General features: G+C 43.7%; 19 protein-coding genes and 1 other RNA gene. 14 read left to right on the top strand and 6 right to left on the bottom strand.

The window, feature by feature from the left end; genetic code table 11:
* Positions 1–616: 616 nt before the first annotated feature.
* Together ssrA and smpB are read right to left on the bottom strand one after the other, a co-directional pair.
* Positions 617–972: a transfer-messenger RNA gene (gene ssrA / locus H5073_RS15175) on the bottom strand.
* A 168-nt stretch (positions 973–1,140) separates the two neighbouring features.
* The gene (smpB, locus tag H5073_RS15170; protein ID WP_182680408.1) at positions 1,141–1,638 is read right to left on the bottom strand and encodes an SsrA-binding protein SmpB; all 498 of its coding nucleotides are present in this window, start codon (positions 1,636–1,638) and stop codon (positions 1,141–1,143) included.
* Between the two features lie 293 nt (positions 1,639–1,931).
* On the opposite strand from smpB, the gene H5073_RS15165 reads away from it, so the two are divergent.
* Both H5073_RS15165 and H5073_RS15160 read left to right on the top strand, forming a co-directional pair.
* Positions 1,932–2,369 (top strand): SRPBCC family protein, encoded by a 438-nt coding sequence (locus tag H5073_RS15165; protein ID WP_182680407.1) that lies wholly within the window; start codon positions 1,932–1,934, stop codon positions 2,367–2,369.
* Complete coding sequence (locus H5073_RS15160) at positions 2,359–2,694, top strand: RnfH family protein (protein WP_182680406.1); 336 nt, start codon at positions 2,359–2,361, stop codon at positions 2,692–2,694. The genes H5073_RS15165 and H5073_RS15160 overlap by 11 nt, the downstream gene beginning before the upstream one ends.
* Before the next feature lie 135 nt (positions 2,695–2,829).
* On the opposite strand, the gene H5073_RS15155 is transcribed toward H5073_RS15160, so the two are convergent.
* Positions 2,830–3,315 carry an outer membrane protein assembly factor BamE gene (locus H5073_RS15155; RefSeq protein ID WP_182680405.1) on the bottom strand — a complete coding sequence of 162 codons (486 nt, stop codon included), beginning with the start codon at positions 3,313–3,315 and terminating at the stop codon, positions 2,830–2,832.
* A gap of 346 nt (positions 3,316–3,661) precedes the next feature.
* Between H5073_RS15155 and H5073_RS15150 the strand changes: the two genes are divergently transcribed.
* The 5 genes from H5073_RS15150 (at position 3,662) to H5073_RS15130 (ending at position 8,242) form a co-directional block, all read left to right on the top strand.
* The gene (locus H5073_RS15150; RefSeq protein WP_182680404.1) at positions 3,662–4,513 is read left to right on the top strand and encodes an SAM-dependent methyltransferase; all 852 of its coding nucleotides are present in this window, start codon (positions 3,662–3,664) and stop codon (positions 4,511–4,513) included.
* Between the two features lie 51 nt (positions 4,514–4,564).
* Positions 4,565–4,774 carry a hypothetical protein gene (locus tag H5073_RS15145; protein ID WP_182680403.1) on the top strand — a complete coding sequence of 70 codons (210 nt, stop codon included), beginning with the start codon at positions 4,565–4,567 and terminating at the stop codon, positions 4,772–4,774.
* Positions 4,775–4,787: 13 nt separating this feature from the next.
* Positions 4,788–6,509 (top strand): GGDEF domain-containing protein, encoded by a 1,722-nt coding sequence (locus H5073_RS15140; RefSeq protein WP_259394918.1) that lies wholly within the window; start codon positions 4,788–4,790, stop codon positions 6,507–6,509.
* A 170-nt stretch (positions 6,510–6,679) separates the two neighbouring features.
* Positions 6,680–7,486, top strand: a complete 807-nt coding sequence (locus tag H5073_RS15135) for a YdcF family protein (RefSeq protein WP_182680401.1) — start codon at positions 6,680–6,682, stop codon at positions 7,484–7,486.
* A gap of 93 nt (positions 7,487–7,579) precedes the next feature.
* On the top strand, positions 7,580–8,242 hold the full coding sequence (locus H5073_RS15130) for a DUF2982 domain-containing protein (RefSeq protein WP_182680410.1): 663 nt from the start codon (positions 7,580–7,582) through the stop codon (positions 8,240–8,242).
* A 20-nt stretch (positions 8,243–8,262) separates the two neighbouring features.
* Here H5073_RS15130 and napF read toward each other — a convergent pair whose 3' ends face one another.
* From napF to galU, 3 genes are read right to left on the bottom strand one after another with little or no spacing between them, the layout of a single operon-like run.
* Positions 8,263–8,748, bottom strand: a complete 486-nt coding sequence (gene napF, locus H5073_RS15125) for a ferredoxin-type protein NapF (RefSeq protein ID WP_182680400.1) — start codon at positions 8,746–8,748, stop codon at positions 8,263–8,265.
* Between the two features lie 58 nt (positions 8,749–8,806).
* Positions 8,807–9,823 (bottom strand): UDP-glucose 4-epimerase GalE, encoded by a 1,017-nt coding sequence (gene galE, locus H5073_RS15120; protein WP_182680399.1) that lies wholly within the window; start codon positions 9,821–9,823, stop codon positions 8,807–8,809.
* A gap of 1 nt (position 9,824) precedes the next feature.
* Positions 9,825–10,730, bottom strand: a complete 906-nt coding sequence (gene galU, locus H5073_RS15115; RefSeq protein WP_182680398.1) for a UTP--glucose-1-phosphate uridylyltransferase GalU — start codon at positions 10,728–10,730, stop codon at positions 9,825–9,827.
* 308 nt (positions 10,731–11,038) lie between these two features.
* Here galU and phhA point away from each other — a divergent pair, with 308 nt between their 5' ends.
* The 7 genes from phhA to ompW all read left to right on the top strand — a co-directional run bounded on the left by phhA (position 11,039) and on the right by ompW (position 17,523).
* A complete protein-coding gene (gene phhA, locus H5073_RS15110) occupies positions 11,039–11,830 on the top strand; it encodes a phenylalanine 4-monooxygenase (protein ID WP_182680397.1) in 792 nt (263 codons plus the stop codon).
* Between the two features lie 69 nt (positions 11,831–11,899).
* Positions 11,900–12,238: a 4a-hydroxytetrahydrobiopterin dehydratase gene (locus H5073_RS15105; protein ID WP_182680396.1), complete on the top strand. Its 339-nt coding sequence runs from the start codon at positions 11,900–11,902 to the stop codon at positions 12,236–12,238.
* Positions 12,239–12,461: 223 nt separating this feature from the next.
* Positions 12,462–14,000 (top strand): transcriptional regulator TyrR, encoded by a 1,539-nt coding sequence (gene tyrR, locus H5073_RS15100; protein WP_182680395.1) that lies wholly within the window; start codon positions 12,462–12,464, stop codon positions 13,998–14,000.
* Between the two features lie 233 nt (positions 14,001–14,233).
* On the top strand, positions 14,234–15,220 hold the full coding sequence (locus H5073_RS15095) for a fumarylacetoacetate hydrolase family protein (protein ID WP_182680394.1): 987 nt from the start codon (positions 14,234–14,236) through the stop codon (positions 15,218–15,220).
* A gap of 156 nt (positions 15,221–15,376) precedes the next feature.
* Complete coding sequence (gene maiA, locus H5073_RS15090) at positions 15,377–16,027, top strand: maleylacetoacetate isomerase (protein ID WP_182680393.1); 651 nt, start codon at positions 15,377–15,379, stop codon at positions 16,025–16,027.
* 49 nt (positions 16,028–16,076) lie between these two features.
* Complete coding sequence (locus tag H5073_RS15085; protein WP_182680392.1) at positions 16,077–16,691, top strand: nucleotidyltransferase family protein; 615 nt, start codon at positions 16,077–16,079, stop codon at positions 16,689–16,691.
* Between the two features lie 187 nt (positions 16,692–16,878).
* Positions 16,879–17,523, top strand: a complete 645-nt coding sequence (gene ompW / locus H5073_RS15080) for an outer membrane protein OmpW (RefSeq protein WP_182680391.1) — start codon at positions 16,879–16,881, stop codon at positions 17,521–17,523.
* Positions 17,524–17,562 lie beyond the last annotated feature (39 nt).

Below are 17,562 nucleotides of genomic sequence, written 5' to 3'. Positions count from 1 at the left end.
GCCTGTGAGATTTTTACCCGCTTGAAGATCTTTAAGGGCTTGTTCAAAGTTAAAAGGTTGAGTCATGTGTCATTCCTGTTTTTGTACAGTTTACTGAAATGACACAGAATTATGAACGCTACCGATTTGAGTTGTTTTTTTAGGCCAGCGTGCTTTATAAATTGTTTAAATACTTTGCAGTAAATACTGCTAACTTTCGCGTTTGACAACTTAGCCAGCATTGTTTATTCCCTTAAAATTTAATTAGGTTTTAAACTACGTTTTATTTGAAGTTTAGTTGAATCTAGCATAATTCATGATGGACTACTTCTGCTTTTTTAGTAGTTTTGAGAGCTAAATGATAACTCAGTACTTCACTAGACTCATTATGGTAATTTGCGAGACGACCTTCTGAGACAGGACGTCGAAGAGAGCTATAGGGACATATTTACGCGTGTCGGTGAGTGAATACCATGATGAAGCTGTACACTAAAGTTCAATTTTACATACGAGTAGATTTTGAGTTTTTGTTTGAAAATGGCTGAAATGAAAGTTTGCTGCCGCCATTCTGCCGCCATTTTGGGAATACAACAGAAACAAAAAGGGCTTAGCATTTCTGCTAAGCCCTTGTTTTAATTGGTGGAGGCGGCGGGACTTGAACCCGCGTCCAGAAAGCCTACATCCTCGGCGCTACATGTTTAGTCTCTCTTTTATTTAACCAAGCAGTCTCCGAAAGACAGGATGCTACTTGGTGAGTCCGGTACTGTTTCGCGGTTCACCCCCGGACGGAGTTCCCTCGCTAGCACACTGTAATATGACCATCAGGATCCACTGTCCACGTGCGAAACGTGTGGCTGATGGCTAGCTAGCCTAAGCTGCTAGAGAGTAGTTAGAGTCGTTTGCAACTATAACGGTGCGGCTTTTTACGAGGCCAACCGCCCCTCGACATGCTCCTTGGGTTTCGTGAATCCTGTCGAATCCAGAATCGCCCCCAATTGCGTTGATTGTAACTCGTTGTTTGGCGAATACCTAGCAGCTTAACAACAAATTATTATCGTTTGTTCACTATCTGTACATTAACACAAGCTTTTCAATAAATTACTAGGTACCAAGCTGAACGTGACACTGATAACTTAAGTGCAGAGTCAAGCTGGTGCAGGCTTATGCGCTTGCTTTGTCTTTCTTCATCACGCGGGCTTTTTCAATTTTCCATTCGCGCTCTTTAGTGTCTTCACGTTTGTCGTGATCTTTCTTACCTTTACCTAAGCCAATTTCAACTTTTACCCAAGCGCCTTTGCGCCAGTACATAGATAACGGCACTAAGGTGTAGCCTTGACGTTCGATAAGGCCAGCTAACTTGTCGATTTCACTGCGCTTTAGCAACAGCTTTTTGGTACGAATAGGGTCGCAAATGACGTGGGTGGATGCAGTGTTCAATGGCTGAATGGTACAGCCGTGCATGAAGGCTTCGCCTTCTTTAATGTACACGTAACAATCTGACAAGTTAACTTTGCCCATGCGGATAGATTTAACTTCCCAGCCCATTAACTGCAAGCCCGCTTCAACTTTATCTTCGATGCGATACTCAAAAGTCGCGCGTTTATTACGTGCTATGGTCGCCGAGGTACTTTTTGATGACTTCGAATTCTTCTTTACCATTATTTTTACCGTCTTTATTTGTATTCGTTGTAACTACTTTCTATCTAAAGGCAGCGTTGTCATGCCGGCAGTTAATAACAGATATGGGGGGAGATGGTTAATATTTCAAGGATTATACCCAGTTTATTGCATTAAGTGTTACTGCAACTGAGGTCAGCGGCTTAATTTTCAGCACTTAAGCGTGGTTATCGGCAAGGTTTTTTGTTCTATTGCAGTATTAAGTGGCATCAAGGGGTGTCTTTTGGCTATTACATGATAAAATCCTGCCCATGTTTGAGTTCAAGTGAATCCCGATGCCCAAGATATCTAAGAGTGTACTGGTTCGTTTTAGTGCCTTGCAAATGTATGAATTAGTTAATGATGTTGAGTCTTACCATGCATTTTTACCAGGCTGCGTTGGCGGGCGGGTGTTGGAATATAACGGCGAAACCATGGTGGCATCTGTGGATGTGAGTAAAGCGGGGATCAGCAAAACCTTTACCACTCGCAATCATCTGGTTTCGGGTAAGCGTATTGCCCTTGAATTAGAAAATGGTCCGTTTAAACATTTGCATGGTTTGTGGGTATTTACTGAATTAGATGAAGATGCCTGCAAGGTAGAGTTTGATTTAGATTTTGAGTTTGCCAATCCTTTGGTGGATATGGCATTTGGACGAGTCTTTAAAGAGCTAATGAATTCAATGGTGACGGCGTTTACCCAGAGAGCAAAGGTGGTGTATTGTGACAAGTGAAACCGAAAAGTTTGCCGTTGATGTAGTGTATGCATTGCCACACCAACAAAAAATAATTACCGTCACGGTTGAACCTGGCACCCGCTTTATTGATGCGGTGCAGATGAGCCAAATCGTCAGCTTTTTTCCTGAAATTGATTTAGCCACGGTAAAACTTGGTACTTTTAGTCGTCAAGTGAAGCATGATGATGTATTAGAGCCTGGACAAAGGATAGAGATTTATCGTCCCTTGATTGCCGATCCTAAAGATGTGCGCCGTAAGCGCGCAGAAAAAGCCAAAGATGAAGGCAGAATTAATAAGATTACCGGTGCTAAAGTCAGTTAAACCCTTTGTTGTGATATTGATGACAAATGACAGACAATAAAAATGGCGCTTAAGGCGCCATTTTTATTTCAATTTGCTAGTGCTGTTTGCCATGGGTATTTCAAATCAGAAGACCCACGCGGTAGTCCAACAAACTTATTTACCCTCTTTAAGGGGTAAAGCTTTATTTTCTTCCACTAACGGTTTTGGCTCACCGCGACCTGCTGGTACTTGTGGAATAAGTTCAGATTTATTGCTAGTAGGCAATTCACTTAACTCTAAAGGCGTATTGAAATCTGCATTTATCTCATAATCGCCTGTGGCACTAATCAATAAATCACCATCGAAACGTAAAATCAGCTCTTTATGTATGATGCTAGCATCGCGGCCACTTTTGAAGTGATAAACATAATACCAAACATTGTCAGCAAAACTGTCACGCAGTACTGGTCTGCCTAAAATAAATTCAGCCTGTTCCTTGGTCATATTAATGCGCAGTTTCTCGACCTGTATGGGCTCCATATAGTTGCCTTGGGGTATATCGGGCTTATAAATAAGGTAGTCGAATACGCTACAAGCGCTAAGCGATACGGAAAGTGCCAAGGCACTAAGAAGGGTAAGACTTTGTTTTTTGTTAATCATTGTCTGCACTGGTTCCTAAAAATCTGACGTCATCATACCCAAGGCTTGCCTATGCTGACAAGGGGCTATTTGTAGATGTGTGCAGCATTCGACTCACGCCTCAAGCATTAGTTCATTTATAAATCTGTGTTTATTCAGTAAATAAGACGAATATCTTAGCTTTAAACACGATAAATCGAGTGCTAGTGAACCAATATTTACAAAAAATCATCAATATAAAATTTTTTATAAGTAAAAAATAAACTCAATTAGGTCACAAATGGTTAAGCTTAGGTGGCTTTTTAGCATACTTTGATTGATATTTAATAGCATTCAGCAAATAGTGTATCGCAGCTAGGGACCTTCAATGACAATTCAGAAACTGTGCGGTGTGCCTACCAAGCTGGAGATAAACCCTAAGCCTTGCAAAGGGAGCTTAGTCTTTGTAGGTACAGGATTGCAGTTAGCTGGACAAATAAGCGTGTTAAGCCGCAGCTATATTGAGCATGCAGAACATGTGTTTTTTTTAGTTCCAGATGGCTTTGCCGAGCAGTGGATAATTAGCCTCAACCCTAACCATACTTCCCTGCAATCCTATTATGCACAGCAAGATGAAGTTAAAAATCGCCGCGAAACTTACAAACAGATGGTTGAAGCTATCTTAAATGCTGTACGTCAAGGTAAGCAGGTTGTATGTGCGCTTTACGGACACCCTGGGGTGTTTGCTTGTGTGTCTCATCTTGCGATAGCTCAAGCTCGAAGTGAAGGTTTTGATGCCCACATGGAGCCGGGCATTTCGGCTGAAGCCTGTCTTTGGGCTGATTTAGGCATAGATCCTGGTCAATGTGGGCATCAAAGCTTTGAAGCTACACAGTTTATGTTGTATCAGCATACTCCAGATCCATCGACCCATTTATTATTGTGGCAAATTGCATTAGCAGGTGAACACACCTTGACTCAGTTCGCGACCAGTTCAGAAAGGTTGCAGATATTAGTGGAGTTATTGGCTCAATGGTATCCGTTAGATCATGAAGTGGTGATTTATGAGGCTGCAAATTTGCCGCTACAACGACCAAGAATAGAGAGGCTAGCATTAAAAGCTTTGCCTCAAGCAGGATTAACAGTGATAAGTACCCTGTTAATACCGCCGTCCCAAGCCTTACAGTTAAATGAAATAGTGCTTGCTAAGCTGGGGATTTCGGCGAAAGAGTTAGGTTAATGTTTACTTGTTATCGACTTAACGCGTTGTTTACACTTAAGGAGAAGTAATATGTCAATCTTAAACCAGTTTCTTGTCAGGCTTGGCAGTGACGCCAATTTATTACTGGCAATGAAGCGAGAGCCTCGGCAGGTTATGCTAGATAACGGTTTGAGTCATCAAGATATCGAACTGATAATGAATGCTGATGTTAAGAAACTTAAAGAAATGGATGGTGGCAAAGTAATGCTGCCGATTTTAATCGTTTATGGTTTTGCATAGGAAATTTTAGTTGATGGTCAGGTTAATCAGTGTTGCACTAATACTGTTTTATAGTGTTTGCTTATCCGCTGATGAGCAGCAAATAGAGCATGATTTTATTCAGCTTGAACAAGCGCTACAGTCAGACACTGCAGTAGCAGCTCAACTGATGAGCAAACTTTTTAGCCTTAAAGACGAGTTGACGGCCGCACAGTTAATTCGTCTTCACATTATTTCTAGCAGCCAAAAACTGCTCAGAGGCGAGTATAAAGACGCTGATATCGAGCTTAACAAAACCTTAAATCTCCCCCTTGATGAAGCTTCTGAGAATACTGTTTACCTCTATAAAGTGACCGCTAACATTGGCATGAAGCAATACACTAAAGCCTTTACCTTATTAGAGGATAACCTTGCACGGATTGGCGGCTATGGGGAGTTGACAATCAAGGTTAGCAGCTATCTGAGGCTAGTGAATGCCTACCTTGATATGGGCGCTTATCGAGAAGCTAGGCAATACGCTGAAACCGTACTTGAATTAAATCAAGGTAAGATGGTTAAAGAGCAGTGTTATGCACTGGTGTTATTGTCCTATGCTGAATTAAAGCTTGCCATGTTGGATGAGGCTCAAAAAGGTTTTGTTAAGACTGAGGCTTATTGTGAGCAGCATGAAGCGCCAGTAATTGTTGCCATGGCGATAAAAGGTAAGGGCATGTTGGCGCTTGAACATCAAGATTATTTGTTAGCAGCTAAGTTGCTCGAAGATGCCTTACAGCGTTACCAAACGTTTAAGTTTAACTTTGAGATAGTCCGTACCCAGGCACTACTTGCCCAAGCCTATTATTATTTAGAAAGGTTAGATCAAGCTTTGGCTTTAGCACAACAAGTGCATGAAAGTCCCGATGAGCCTAGTAATCTTGAACCCAAAAAGCAAGCCAATGACGTTCAAGCACTTATAGCTTATCAAAATCATGATTTTAAAGAGGCTTATCAGTTCCTCAAGCTTTCCCATGCTCTAGAGTTACAATTACTGAATGATCAAATTTTGAAAGAAAATGCCTATCAGATGGCAAAGTTTGATAGTGCTGAAAAAAGCCGCGAGCTGACAAATTTAAAACAAGAGCATGAGTTGCTGAGTAAGCAGCGGGATTTAAATAATCGCGATACGAGCTCCTCACTAATGTTTACGACCTTGCTCATAGGTGCGGTAGTCTGCCTTAGCTTGTTACTGTTTGCGGCTTGGTTACAGCGTAATCGTTACAAACAGCAAGTGCAGCGTGATGTATTAACGGGTACCTACAATCGCGCAACAGGTGAGGAGCGAGCAGAAATTGATTTTGTACAATGCCTAGCCAGAAAAGAGAGTTATTGCATCATAGTGCTGGATTTAGATCGTTTTAAGGTTATCAACGAAAAGTATGGTCATGCGACAGGTGATTGGGTGCTTAAACGCCTTAGTCAAATTATTGATGAAAACATCAGTACAGAGGCCGTACTGGCCCGCATGGGTGGTGAAGAATTTGCCATATTCTCCCCCAAAGTGAGCTTAGATAATGGCGTTAAGCTCGCTGAATTACTACTGCAATTACTGCAATCTATCGATACTCGCCATACTGGTCATAGTTTTCAAATTAAAGCCAGCTTTGGCGTTAGTGCTATCGAGGAAGATGATTTAAGTTTAGATCCACTCATGCACCGTGCCGTTCTCGCCCTACAGCAAGCTAAAACCAATGGCGGGGATCAAGTGGTATCGGCTTAGAGATAATGTGAACAGATCTCTTCATCTTCCCTGTAAGCTAATGGCTGGTGGAAGTGCAAGCAAGTAGTTTGAGCTTTTCAACGTCGACATCATCTCAAATCTTGGGTTTAACTTAGCTTAACGGTACACTGACGGTTTTATTGCTCCCGTTGAGGCTTTTTGGAGATGTGATGCCAGATCCTGATGTGTTGTTTTGGTTTAAAAAACTGTTAACTCAGTTGGTTATGCCGCTTCCTTTGCTGTTTTTACTGCTTGTTATTTTACTAATTCTTATCAATCAACGCAGTGCAATAACTAAAGGTTTGGCTAATGTCTTAGCTAATACCTTAGTACTGGCAATGTTAGGGATAGTGCTATTAAGTCAAGCTCAAGTGAGTCGTGAAATAGGTGGGGGTTTAGAGAATAAATATCGTGCTAATCATCAGCCTATTGTGGGTGAGTGTACCGTGATGGTATTAGGCTCAGGTCACTCTTTGCTTACTGGGCTTAGTGCCACTCAACAGTTGTCTCCCACTGCGTTGGCAAGATTAGTTGAAGGCGTAAGGCAGCTTAAATTAAGCCAACAAAATACAGAGAGCACAGGTATCTGCCGTTTAGTGGTCAGTGGTTGGAATGGTGGCCGTGAAGGGCTTGCCCATGCTGAGGTAATGGCGCTGGCGGCTCTAGAGTTGGGCGTTATTCAGACACAAATTATTACTTTCCCAGAGGCTCGGGACACCATCGAGGAATTGCTTAGCATGAAAACCCTGATTGGTGATGCACCGTTTCGCTTGGTGACGTCGGCGACTCATATGCCAAGGGCAATGAGAATTGCTAGAGGCTTAGGTCTAACTCCAGAAGCAGCACCGAGTAATTTTCTTGCCGATGATGGTTCGTGGTGGCGCTTAAATGCTGATAATTTAGTGTTATCTCAAGCGGCAATCCATGAATATGTCGGCATGCTATGGCTCGATGTTAAAGCTTGGTGGGCTAATTAAATGACAACCCCCAAGCCTTCAGATCTACAAAAAGTTATTACCTCAATTGAACAAGAGGAAGACGGGTCTTTACATCCCCATGACAATGCTGATTTGAGCCTTGAACTTGCTATTAAGCCGTATTCAAAACGCAATGGCTTAACTTTGACTTTTGTGGGCTGGGTGAGTGCACTACTGGGGCTTGCTTTTGTGCTGTCCATGAGTCAACTGTTTGCCGCGGGAATTGTCTTTATTGGCATAGGTATGACGTGTTTGGTGCTGGGTATTGCTAAGCTTTATGAGCCTGAGGTCAGTCTTAGATTAACGCCAAGTGGCCTTGATTATTACCATAGACGCGGGCGCTTACATATTGACTGGGATAATATTCACCGTTTGGATAGTGCTCGGGTGAGTCAAAATTTAGACTTAATTGAATTGCCTTACATCGGCTTTAAATTGAATAAAATAAATCCACTGCTTGATTGTATTTCTCCAAGGCTCGCCACCGGTTTATTAACTGAGCAGCGGCCGTTATTAATGACAGCGGCAACCCAAGATGAAGATTTACAAGAATTAGAGAATTTTTTAGGGGCTGAATTTACCCCACTTGAAGTGAATGGTGAGCGTTATAAGGGGGTGTTGGCAATGTTTGGTCATAGAATGCAGACCTTAAATAGTCAGCTTGGCTACCATGTGTATTTGCCCCACGATTGCCTAGATAGAAGTCCGCGGGAATTTATCAGTTTACTTAATCAGTGGCGCCAAACACACGGTTAATCGCACGTAGATATAGATGTTTAAGCTTGCTTGATGACGCTTATAGCATCACTGGGACAGGGCAAGACACAGGCGCCGCAGCCGGTGCAGGCATCAAGATTAATTAGCGGCTTTGGCACTTGGCCTACGGCCATCACAAAGCTTATGGCCCTGGGTTCGCAGGCATCTTTGCAGCTTTGGCACCAAACACCGCTCTGGGTGAGGCAAGCTGAGCCTATTTCGGCTTTAATCTTCCAAGGGACGGCTTGATTGAGGTCAAAGATGGGCTCAGGGCAAGCGTTGACACATTTTTCACAAAAAGTGCATTCATCTTTATTGAAATTAATCTCAGGAAAACCGCCATCACCGCGGTGAATTATCTGAGTCTCACAAGCCTTGATGCAGGCATCACAGCGACTGCAAACGTCGGTAAACTCGATATCTTCTTTAACCCAAGGCGGGCGCAATGCATTACTAGCTTGACGACGAAAGAAACGCCGCCGTCCTTGATCTACCCCTTGAGTCATTCTATTTACCTCTCGTCCCATAAAGCGATTAAGCCAGTTTCTTGGCTTCTAAAAGCCATTAGCGTGAGCTGTATCCATTAGGATTACTGGACTGCCAATGCCAACTGCTGGCCGCCATATCTTCTAAATTGTATTTGGCTTGCCAGCCAAGTTCAGCCAGTGCCAAGCTTGGATCGCCATAATAACAAGCCAGATCGCCGGCCCGTCTAGGGCTAACTTGATAAGCGATAGGCTTGCCGCAAGCTTTTTCAAAGGCCTTAACCATATCAAACACACTACCACCTTTGCCTGTGCCTAAGTTGTAGGTCACAAGTCCAGGTTTTGTGGTGAGCTTCTTTAGCGCCAGTAAGTGCCCTTTAGCGAGGTCAACCACATGGATATAATCCCGCACTCCAGTGCCATCAGGGGTTGGATAGTCATCACCGAAAATATGCAATTTATCTCTTTTGCCAACCGCAACTTGGGCAATAAACGGCATTAAGTTATTGGGGATATCATTGGGGTCTTCGCCAATCAAACCACTTTCATGGGCTCCGACTGGGTTAAAATAACGCAGCCGCGCGATATTCCAGCTATTGTCTGAGATATAAAGGTCGTTAAGCATTTCTTCAACCATCAGCTTGGAGCGGCCATAAGGGCTACTGGCCCCTAATGGAAAACCCTCTGTAATAGGCAGGACTTGAGTCTCAGCGTATACGGTTGCCGATGAACTAAAAACTAAATTTTTAACCCCAAACTCCGCCATCACTTCACACAAGACTAAGGTGCCAGTGACATTGGTTTCATAGTATTTAAGCGGCTTTTGAACTGACTCGCCCACGGCTTTAAGGCCAGCAAAGTGGATGACGCTATCTATATTGTTGTCGGTAAATATTTTTTGCAGTAGCGGCTTATTGAGAATATCACCTTGATAAAAGCTCATGGTCTTTTGAGTGATGGTTTCCACTCGCTTAAGGGCTTCAAGGCAAGAGTTACTTAAGTTATCTATGATGATGACGTCTTCGCCAGCATTAAGTAGCTCAACTACTGTATGGGTGCCTATGTAACCAGCGCCTCCTGTTACTAAAATGGTCATGTTATAGCTCCTTAATTAAAGCTTTAAGGTAGTGGTTAAATTCATCACCGATTTCAGCATGACGCAGGGCATATTCAACATTGGCACGCATATAGCCTTGCTTATTGCCGCAATCATGACTTTTACCTTCCATGGCATAGGCATTGACTGTTTGTTGTTGCATTAGCATGGCGATAGCATCTGTGAGCTGAATTTCATCCCCAGCGCCCGCAGGGGTTTTAGCTAATAAGGGCCAAATTTCAGCAGGGAGTACATAGCGGCCGACAACCGCGAGGTTTGAGGGCGCATCATCTATATTAGGCTTTTCAACTAGCTCAATGAGCGGCTTAGACTCACCCGGCTTCAAGTCATGACCATTAACATCGGCTATGCCGTACTGATCTACTACAGCGTGAGCTACGCCTTCCACCATGATTTGACCCACTTGAGTCTCATCGAATAGGCTAACCATCTTGGCAAGGTTATCACAGCGAAGATCGCAGCTGGCTTCATCCACGAGTACGTCTGGTAATAGCACTGCGAACGGATTATCACCCACCACATGCTTAGCACACAAAATCGCGTGGCCTAGGCCTTTAGCTTGAGATTGGCGCACGCTGATCACTGTCACATCTTTAGGGCAAATAGATTGCACCGCTTCTAACAGCTGGCGTTTCACCCTCCGCTCTAATTGGGCTTCAAGTTCAAAACTGGTATCGAAATGGTTCTCAATGGAGTTTTTACTGGCGTGGGTCACCAATACGATTTCTTTGATACCAGCTGCGATAGCTTCTGCAACCACGTATTGAATAAGGGGTTTATCCACTATAGGGAGCATTTCTTTGGGAATGGCCTTAGTGGCCGGCAACATGCGAGTGCCAAGGCCTGCAACAGGGATCACAGCCTTACGGACGAGATGAGTCTTCATGAATAACCTAATATCGCGATACAAACCTGAATAATGCAGACATTGTAACTAACTTAAGTGAAATTGCATGTGAAATTGCAAAGGCGTGGTATTGAAATGAGCTTAATTGAGAGTTTGACCTGTTTTTTGTGATGTTTGTATCTTTATGAATTTATTGTTTATTAAGCGTTAAATCTTGACTTTGTATGTTTAAGTTTACAATTTTAAAGCTCAAGCCTCAGGACTATAAAGTTCCAAGGAGTTAACAAAGTGTGCGCCATAGCACACTATGGAGAGAGTGAAGTTGACGTAAAGTGGAACTTATCAAAATGGCAACAAAATACATTTCTCACACTCCAGATGCGAATGGCATTATTGATTATAGCCCCGAAGAAAACCGCATTTGGCAGCGACTCTATGAACGCCAAGTGACTAACATGCCGGGCCGCGCATGCGATGCCTACATGCATGGCTTAGATGCAATAAAGATGTCAAAAGACAGCATTCCTCAATTAGGCGACATTGATACCGTGCTGCAGCAAGCGACGGGTTGGAAAACTGCCGCCGTACCTGCACTGATCCCTTTTGGGCGTTTTTTTGAGTTACTGGCGAATAAAGAATTCCCAGTGGCGACTTTTATTCGCAGCGAAGAAGAATTCGATTATTTACAAGAGCCTGATATATTTCATGAAATATTCGGCCATTGTCCTTTACTGACCAACCCCGCCTTTGCGCATTTCTCGCACATGTATGGCAAATTGGGCCTAGCGGCATCGAAAGAAGAACGAGTTTATTTAGCCCGTCTTTATTGGTTCACCATAGAGTTTGGCCTAGTGCAGGGCAAAGGCGAGCCATTGAATATTTATGGCGGTGGCATTCTCAGTTCACCGGGTGAAACCTTGTATGCTTTGAGCGATGCCCCCGAGCGCAAACCTTTTGATTTGCTTGAAGTACTGCGCACACCTTATAGAATCGATATCATGCAGCCGGTATATTATGTGATTGAATCTGTTGATTATCTCGATGAAATCGCCAACATGGACATTATGGCCTACGTGAAAAAAGCGCAGGAACTAGGCTTATTAGCGCCTAAGTTTGCCCCAAAAGTGAAGGTCAGTTAACGGTTACACCTAAGTTAACAAAGTGCCAATACAGAAAAAGATCCCAGAATAGATGAAACAGGAGTTGTTATGAACGCGTTAACCAGCATGAAGTGTGAAGCTTGCCAAGCTGATGCACCTAAAGTGTCAGATCAAGAATTAGCAGAGTTGATTCGATTGATCCCAGATTGGGGCGTCGAAGTGCGCGATGGCATAATGCAATTAGAAAGAGTCTATAAATTTAAAAACTTTAAGCTTGCCATGGTATTCACTAACCAGCTTGCTGACTTGGCTGAAGCCGAGTTTCACCATCCCGGTATATTAACAGAGTGGGGCAAGGTCACTGTGACTTGGTGGTCGCATTCAATTAAAGGCCTACATAAGAATGACTTTATCATGGCTGCCAAGACAGACCAGTTGCTTGATTAATTCTTTATCTGATAAAAAACAGCAGTTTACCTTTGCGTAAGCTGCTGTTTTTTTTATAGCGTATACAGTGGTCTGTAAACAAGACTTGCCACTTGCTGCATAACCTTCTAACGTATCCGCAAAAGACGAGTTCTGACGCATTAACTTCCTTCAGTAACACGCCTTAATTCCAATAAAATCATTACCCATTCCAAAAAACATAATAAAAAGGAATAGCTGCATCATGCGTTTGGAAGTCAGTTGTAACGACCGTGTCGGCTTAGCGAAAGATATTCTGGTGATCTTAGAACGTTATGGCATTAACCTTATCGCCATCGACGCCAGTAATCGTGGATTTTTGTACTTACAGTTTGCTGAAATCAGTTTTGAAACCCTGCGGGAGCTTATGCCGCTAATTCGTAAAGTGGAAAGTGTGCATGATGTCCGTACTGTCTCCTTTATGCCCTCAGAGCAAGAGCATTACGCCCTTAAAACCTTACTGCAAACCTTGCCTGACTCAGTATTTTCCATTAATGCCAAAGGCCGTATTCGTATCGTTAATGAATCAGCGTTATTGACCTTGGGCATGAATGAGCGAGAAGTGCTTGATGAGTCCCTTAATCATTGGGTACAAGGTGTTAACTTTGGCCGCTGGTTAAGCGAGCCTGAAGTGCTAGCGCAAGCCACTCGAGTGACCATAGGCACCAATGAATACCTAGCTGAAATGCTGCCAATTTACCTCCCCGATGAAAACGACAGCCAAATTCTTGCCGGCGCCGTGGTATCACTTAAATCCCCCGCTAGGGTGGGTAAGCAATTTAATGCCTTGCAAAACCAGACCACGGGCTTTGATAGTGTGTTAGCCATGAGCGATAAGATGAAAGACGTGCTCAAGCAGGCTGGGCGCATGGCTCAGCTCGATGCGCCTCTGCTTATCACAGGTGAAACAGGCACTGGCAAGGAGTTGATGGCCAGAGCCAGTCACGATGCCAGCATGCGCCGTGAAAAGCCGTTTATTGCCATTAATTGCGCCGCCCTGCCTGACAGCGCCGCTGAAGAAGAACTGTTTGGCTTTGTAAACCAAGGCACAGTGGTGAAGCGTGGCTTATTCGATGAAGCCAGTGGCGGCACTGTGTATTTAGATGAAATCGCCGAGATGTCCAAGACGGCTCAGGTGAAGTTGCTGCGTTTCTTGCAAGATGGCAGCTTCAGACGCATTGGCGGCGATGAAGAAGTGCGCGCCGATGTACGCATCATTTGCTCGACCCAAAAAAATCTCGCAGAGCTTTGCCAAACCGATGAATTTAGAGAAGATCTGTATTATCGCATTCATGTGCTTAGCTATCATATGCCCGCGCTTCGAGAGCGAAAAGTGGATGTTATCCCACTGACTGAGATGTTTCTTGAGCATTACAGCCAGCAGTTATCTAGCCCCTTAAGGCGGATCTCTGCCAGTTGTCGAGATTACCTATTTAGCTATGCTTGGCCCGGTAATGTACGCCAGCTTAAAAATGCAGTGTTTAGAGCTGTATCCATGTGGGATGGTGCCACTGAGCTTACGGTTGAGCAGCTAAAACTGCCGTCATACGCCGAAGGTTTTGGCTATTTTGATGAAAAGTTTGAAGGCAGTTTAGATGATGCCATGAAAGAGTATGAAGCTGGGCTATTGAGACGTTTGTATCCCGCTTATCCTAGCACCCGTCAATTGGCGAAAAAGCTTGGGGTTTCGCACACTGCGATTGCTAATAAACTTCGGGATTATCGAATAACCAAGAAGCGCTAACACCATGTAACGAATTAGTGCCAATCCCTGTTACTTTTTGAGCATTAACCCAAGCTAAGTGACTGATATAAGTTGCTTAGCTTGGTTTGTATTGAAAAGTTTACATAAAAGGGCAGCGCAAGATAAAATGTGATTTTGCGCACGCTATAGGAATTTGACTGCGCTTAAGGTATTTCTAGCGCCATAGAGGCTGTTTTCTGCCTTGGCCAAACACAATATAAGTAGGAGCAACAATGAAACTTGCAAGTTATAACAATGGACGTCGCGATGGTCAGTTAATGTTAGTGAGCCGCGATCTTACCCAGGCTGTCGCTGTTCCTGCTATCGCTCACACTATGCAGCAATTGCTTGATGCATGGGCACTGCTTAAGCCGCAACTGCAAGAACTTTACGAAGCCTTAAATGACGGTCAAATGGATAACGCGGTTGCGTTTGATCAAAGCAAATGCTTGTCACCCTTGCCACGTGCTTACCAATGGGCCGATGGCAGCGCCTATGTTAATCACGTTGAGCTAGTACGTAAGGCTCGCGGCGCTGAAATGCCTGCAACCTTCTGGACAGATCCTTTGGTTTATCAAGGCGGCTCTGACAGCTTTATCGCACCGACTGCCGATATCGAGATGGCAAGTGAAGACTGGGGCATAGATTTTGAATCTGAAATCGCTATCGTCACTGATGACGTGCCTATGGGCGTGAATGCTGACAATGCCAGGGATCACATTAAGCTGCTTATGCTAGTGAACGATGTGTCACTGCGTAACCTTATCCCTGGTGAATTGGCTAAGGGCTTTGGTTTCTTCCAATCTAAGCCATCGAGCAGTTTTTCTCCTGTGGCCATCACCCCAGATGAACTCGGCGACAAGTGGCAAGATTCGAAAGTACATTTGCCATTAGTGACTCACCTAAACAATGAGTTATTTGGTCGCCCTAATGCAGGTGTAGACATGACTTTTAATTTCAGTCAGTTAGTCGCACACGTGGCTAAGAGCCGACCATTAGGCGCCGGCGCGATTATTGGTTCAGGCACTATTTCAAATTATGATCGCAGCGCAGGTTCGAGCTGTCTTGCTGAAAAACGCATGCTTGAAATCATCCAGGATGGCAAAGCCAGTACCCCATTTATGCATTTTGGCGATAAGGTGCGCATCGAGATGTTTGATGACAACAATGTCAGCATCTTTGGTGCTATCGATCAAAAAGTGGTCCAATATAAGGGCTAGAAGCGCTATTTTGGCTGATTGCAGAGATCGGTTGGATTAATTAATAAAGGGCTATGGGCTTAGGTTCAGGCCCTTTTTGTTATTAAAAATGACAATTGGATCTGTTCCAGTTAGATGATTTTTATCTATTTCATTGAATTAGAAGGATTATTACAGATGAAACTGTTTGGTTATTGGCGCTCAAGCGCAGCGTACCGGGTGCGTATTGCACTGAATCTTAAAGGTTTAAGTGCTGAGCACATTTCGGTGCATTTAGTGAAAAATGGCGGCGAGCAGCACAGCCCAGAGTATGCCGAGCTTAATCCACAACATTTAGTGCCAACCTTAATAGACAGCAATGAAATCGGTGAGTTTAGCTTGTCGCAATCCATGGCCATCATAGAATATTTAGATGAAAAGCATCCACACATCGCCTTGTTACCGGCAAACCTTGAAGATAAGGCCATAGTGCGCGCCATGGCGCAATCCATTGCCTGCGAGGTTCATCCATTAAATAATCTGCGAGTGTTGCAGTATTTAGTCGATGAAATGGGCCTAGATGAAGCCGCTAAACTTAAGTGGTATCACCATTGGATTGAGCAAGGTTTTGCCGCCTATGAGTTATTGTTAACTCGCTACAGCGGCCGTTACAGCTTTGGTGACAATGTTAGCCTCGCCGATTTATGTTTGGTGCCGCAGGTTTATAATGCCAAGCGTTTTAATGTGCCGTTAGAAGCTTACCCTGAACTGATGCGAGTCTTTAATGAGTGCGAAAAGCTTGAAGCATTCAAGCAAGCAGCGCCAGAAGCGCAGAGTGATGCAAGTTAACCTAAGCGCTGGCTTTAAATGAGAAAGAAGGGCGATTTTAGGAGATGGCATGTCACTAACATCTAGCTTTGTTTCACAGCAAGCCCAGTTATTTCATTGGCTACAGCATGATGATGAGCGTATGTATGCCTTGCATGCTGGGCTTAATATTGCCAAACAGAACCGCATAGAACACTGGCTAATTGCTGCAGGCTTTGTGCGTAATTTGGTGTGGGACAAACTTCATGGTTACCCATCAAGCCTTAGCGGATCTGGGGTGAAAGCCGATATAGATTTTATCTATTTTTGCCCGAAGGACAGCTCTAAAGTTCGGGATCTTGATATCGAGCAGCAATTTCAGCAATTAGGTGATGAGTTTACATGGTCAGTTAAAAATCAGCACCGTATGCACAGCCGCAATGGCGATAAGCCCTATGTGGACCTTGTCGATTCCATGGGGCATTGGCCTGAGAAAGAAACCGCCATTGGCGTACGGCTTGAACCTAATCTCATTTCCTATGAATTTCATTTAGAGTCTGCATTCGGCTTAGAAAGCTTGTTTGGGCTGCAACTGAGCCATAATCCCAAGCGTCAATATCAGGTGTTTCAATCTCGACTAACGGAAAAGTCTTGGCTTGAGCGCTACCCAAAACTCACGATTATGCCCATTCAAGTTGGCGAGTAAATCACCTAATAAGATAGTTGAAGACTATTTTTTGTGAGTGAGATCATGACTCTAGCCTGAAGTCTTAGGTGCTGCATTTAGTTTTGATCCAGATCAATATTCCAAGGGAACTTATCAGGCAGAGTAGCCGCAACTGTTAAAGGATATGAGGATTCATATCTGTCTGTCGCCCCAATGGAGTAGTAAAATGAATAATAAAATCACCCTAGCTTTACTCGCTGCTGGTCTTGTTACTGCAAGCTTTGCTAATGTTGCTCAAGCTCACCAAGCAGGAGACATTATTGTTCGTGCAGGTATCGCAACCGTAGCACCAAATGAATCAAGCCCTGTGGTTGCCACTGTGGATGAATTCACTGTTGATACTAACACTCAGTTAGGTCTTAACTTTGCTTACATGGTGACAGATAATATCGGTGTTGAGCTATTAGCGGCGACGCCTTTTAGTCATGATATTTCCCTAGGGGCTTTAGGTAAGATTGCTGAAACTAAGCATTTGCCACCAACATTAGTTGCCCAGTACTATTTCGGTCAGGCCAATAGCGTTATTCGTCCTTATATCGGTTTAGGTGTTAACTTCACTAACTTCTATGACAATGAATTTACTAATGATTTAAATGGCGCACTCACCAACTTAAGCATGACCTCATCTTGGGGCGTAGCCGGCCAAGTGGGCGTTGATTACCAAGTGAATAAAGATTGGTTAGTGAATGCGTCAGTGTGGTATGCAAAAATACAAACCGATGTGACTTTTGATATGGGCGGCGCAGCTCAGAAAGTTGAAACTGATATTGACCCATGGGTTTACATGGTCAGCATAGGTTATAGCTTCTAAAACTGGCGTTATTAGGTTGTACTAATAATAAACAGGTTA

This window comes from Shewanella sp. SR44-3 (assembly GCF_014163735.1).
Classification (GTDB): domain Bacteria; phylum Pseudomonadota; class Gammaproteobacteria; order Enterobacterales; family Shewanellaceae; genus Shewanella.
This window is presented reverse-complemented; position numbering and strand designations above follow the sequence as displayed.

What these genes read in the sequence shown, in the direction of transcription:
- smpB (WP_182680408.1), bottom strand. Translation starts at nt 1,638, where the DNA reads ATGGTAAAGAAGAATTCGAAGTCATCAAAAAGTACCTCGGCGACCATA.
- H5073_RS15165 (WP_182680407.1), top strand. Translation starts at nt 1,932, where the DNA reads ATGCCCAAGATATCTAAGAGTGTACTGGTTCGTTTTAGTGCCTTGCAA.
- H5073_RS15155 (WP_182680405.1), bottom strand. Translation starts at nt 3,315, where the DNA reads ATGATTAACAAAAAACAAAGTCTTACCCTTCTTAGTGCCTTGGCACTT.
- H5073_RS15150 (WP_182680404.1), top strand. Translation starts at nt 3,662, where the DNA reads ATGACAATTCAGAAACTGTGCGGTGTGCCTACCAAGCTGGAGATAAAC.
- H5073_RS15145 (WP_182680403.1), top strand. Translation starts at nt 4,565, where the DNA reads ATGTCAATCTTAAACCAGTTTCTTGTCAGGCTTGGCAGTGACGCCAAT.
- H5073_RS15140 (WP_259394918.1), top strand. Translation starts at nt 4,788, where the DNA reads ATGGTCAGGTTAATCAGTGTTGCACTAATACTGTTTTATAGTGTTTGC.
- H5073_RS15135 (WP_182680401.1), top strand. Translation starts at nt 6,680, where the DNA reads ATGCCAGATCCTGATGTGTTGTTTTGGTTTAAAAAACTGTTAACTCAG.
- napF (WP_182680400.1), bottom strand. Translation starts at nt 8,748, where the DNA reads ATGACTCAAGGGGTAGATCAAGGACGGCGGCGTTTCTTTCGTCGTCAA.
- galE (WP_182680399.1), bottom strand. Translation starts at nt 9,823, where the DNA reads ATGACCATTTTAGTAACAGGAGGCGCTGGTTACATAGGCACCCATACA.
- galU (WP_182680398.1), bottom strand. Translation starts at nt 10,730, where the DNA reads ATGAAGACTCATCTCGTCCGTAAGGCTGTGATCCCTGTTGCAGGCCTT.
- phhA (WP_182680397.1), top strand. Translation starts at nt 11,039, where the DNA reads ATGGCAACAAAATACATTTCTCACACTCCAGATGCGAATGGCATTATT.
- H5073_RS15105 (WP_182680396.1), top strand. Translation starts at nt 11,900, where the DNA reads ATGAACGCGTTAACCAGCATGAAGTGTGAAGCTTGCCAAGCTGATGCA.
- tyrR (WP_182680395.1), top strand. Translation starts at nt 12,462, where the DNA reads ATGCGTTTGGAAGTCAGTTGTAACGACCGTGTCGGCTTAGCGAAAGAT.
- H5073_RS15095 (WP_182680394.1), top strand. Translation starts at nt 14,234, where the DNA reads ATGAAACTTGCAAGTTATAACAATGGACGTCGCGATGGTCAGTTAATG.
- maiA (WP_182680393.1), top strand. Translation starts at nt 15,377, where the DNA reads ATGAAACTGTTTGGTTATTGGCGCTCAAGCGCAGCGTACCGGGTGCGT.
- H5073_RS15085 (WP_182680392.1), top strand. Translation starts at nt 16,077, where the DNA reads ATGTCACTAACATCTAGCTTTGTTTCACAGCAAGCCCAGTTATTTCAT.
- ompW (WP_182680391.1), top strand. Translation starts at nt 16,879, where the DNA reads ATGAATAATAAAATCACCCTAGCTTTACTCGCTGCTGGTCTTGTTACT.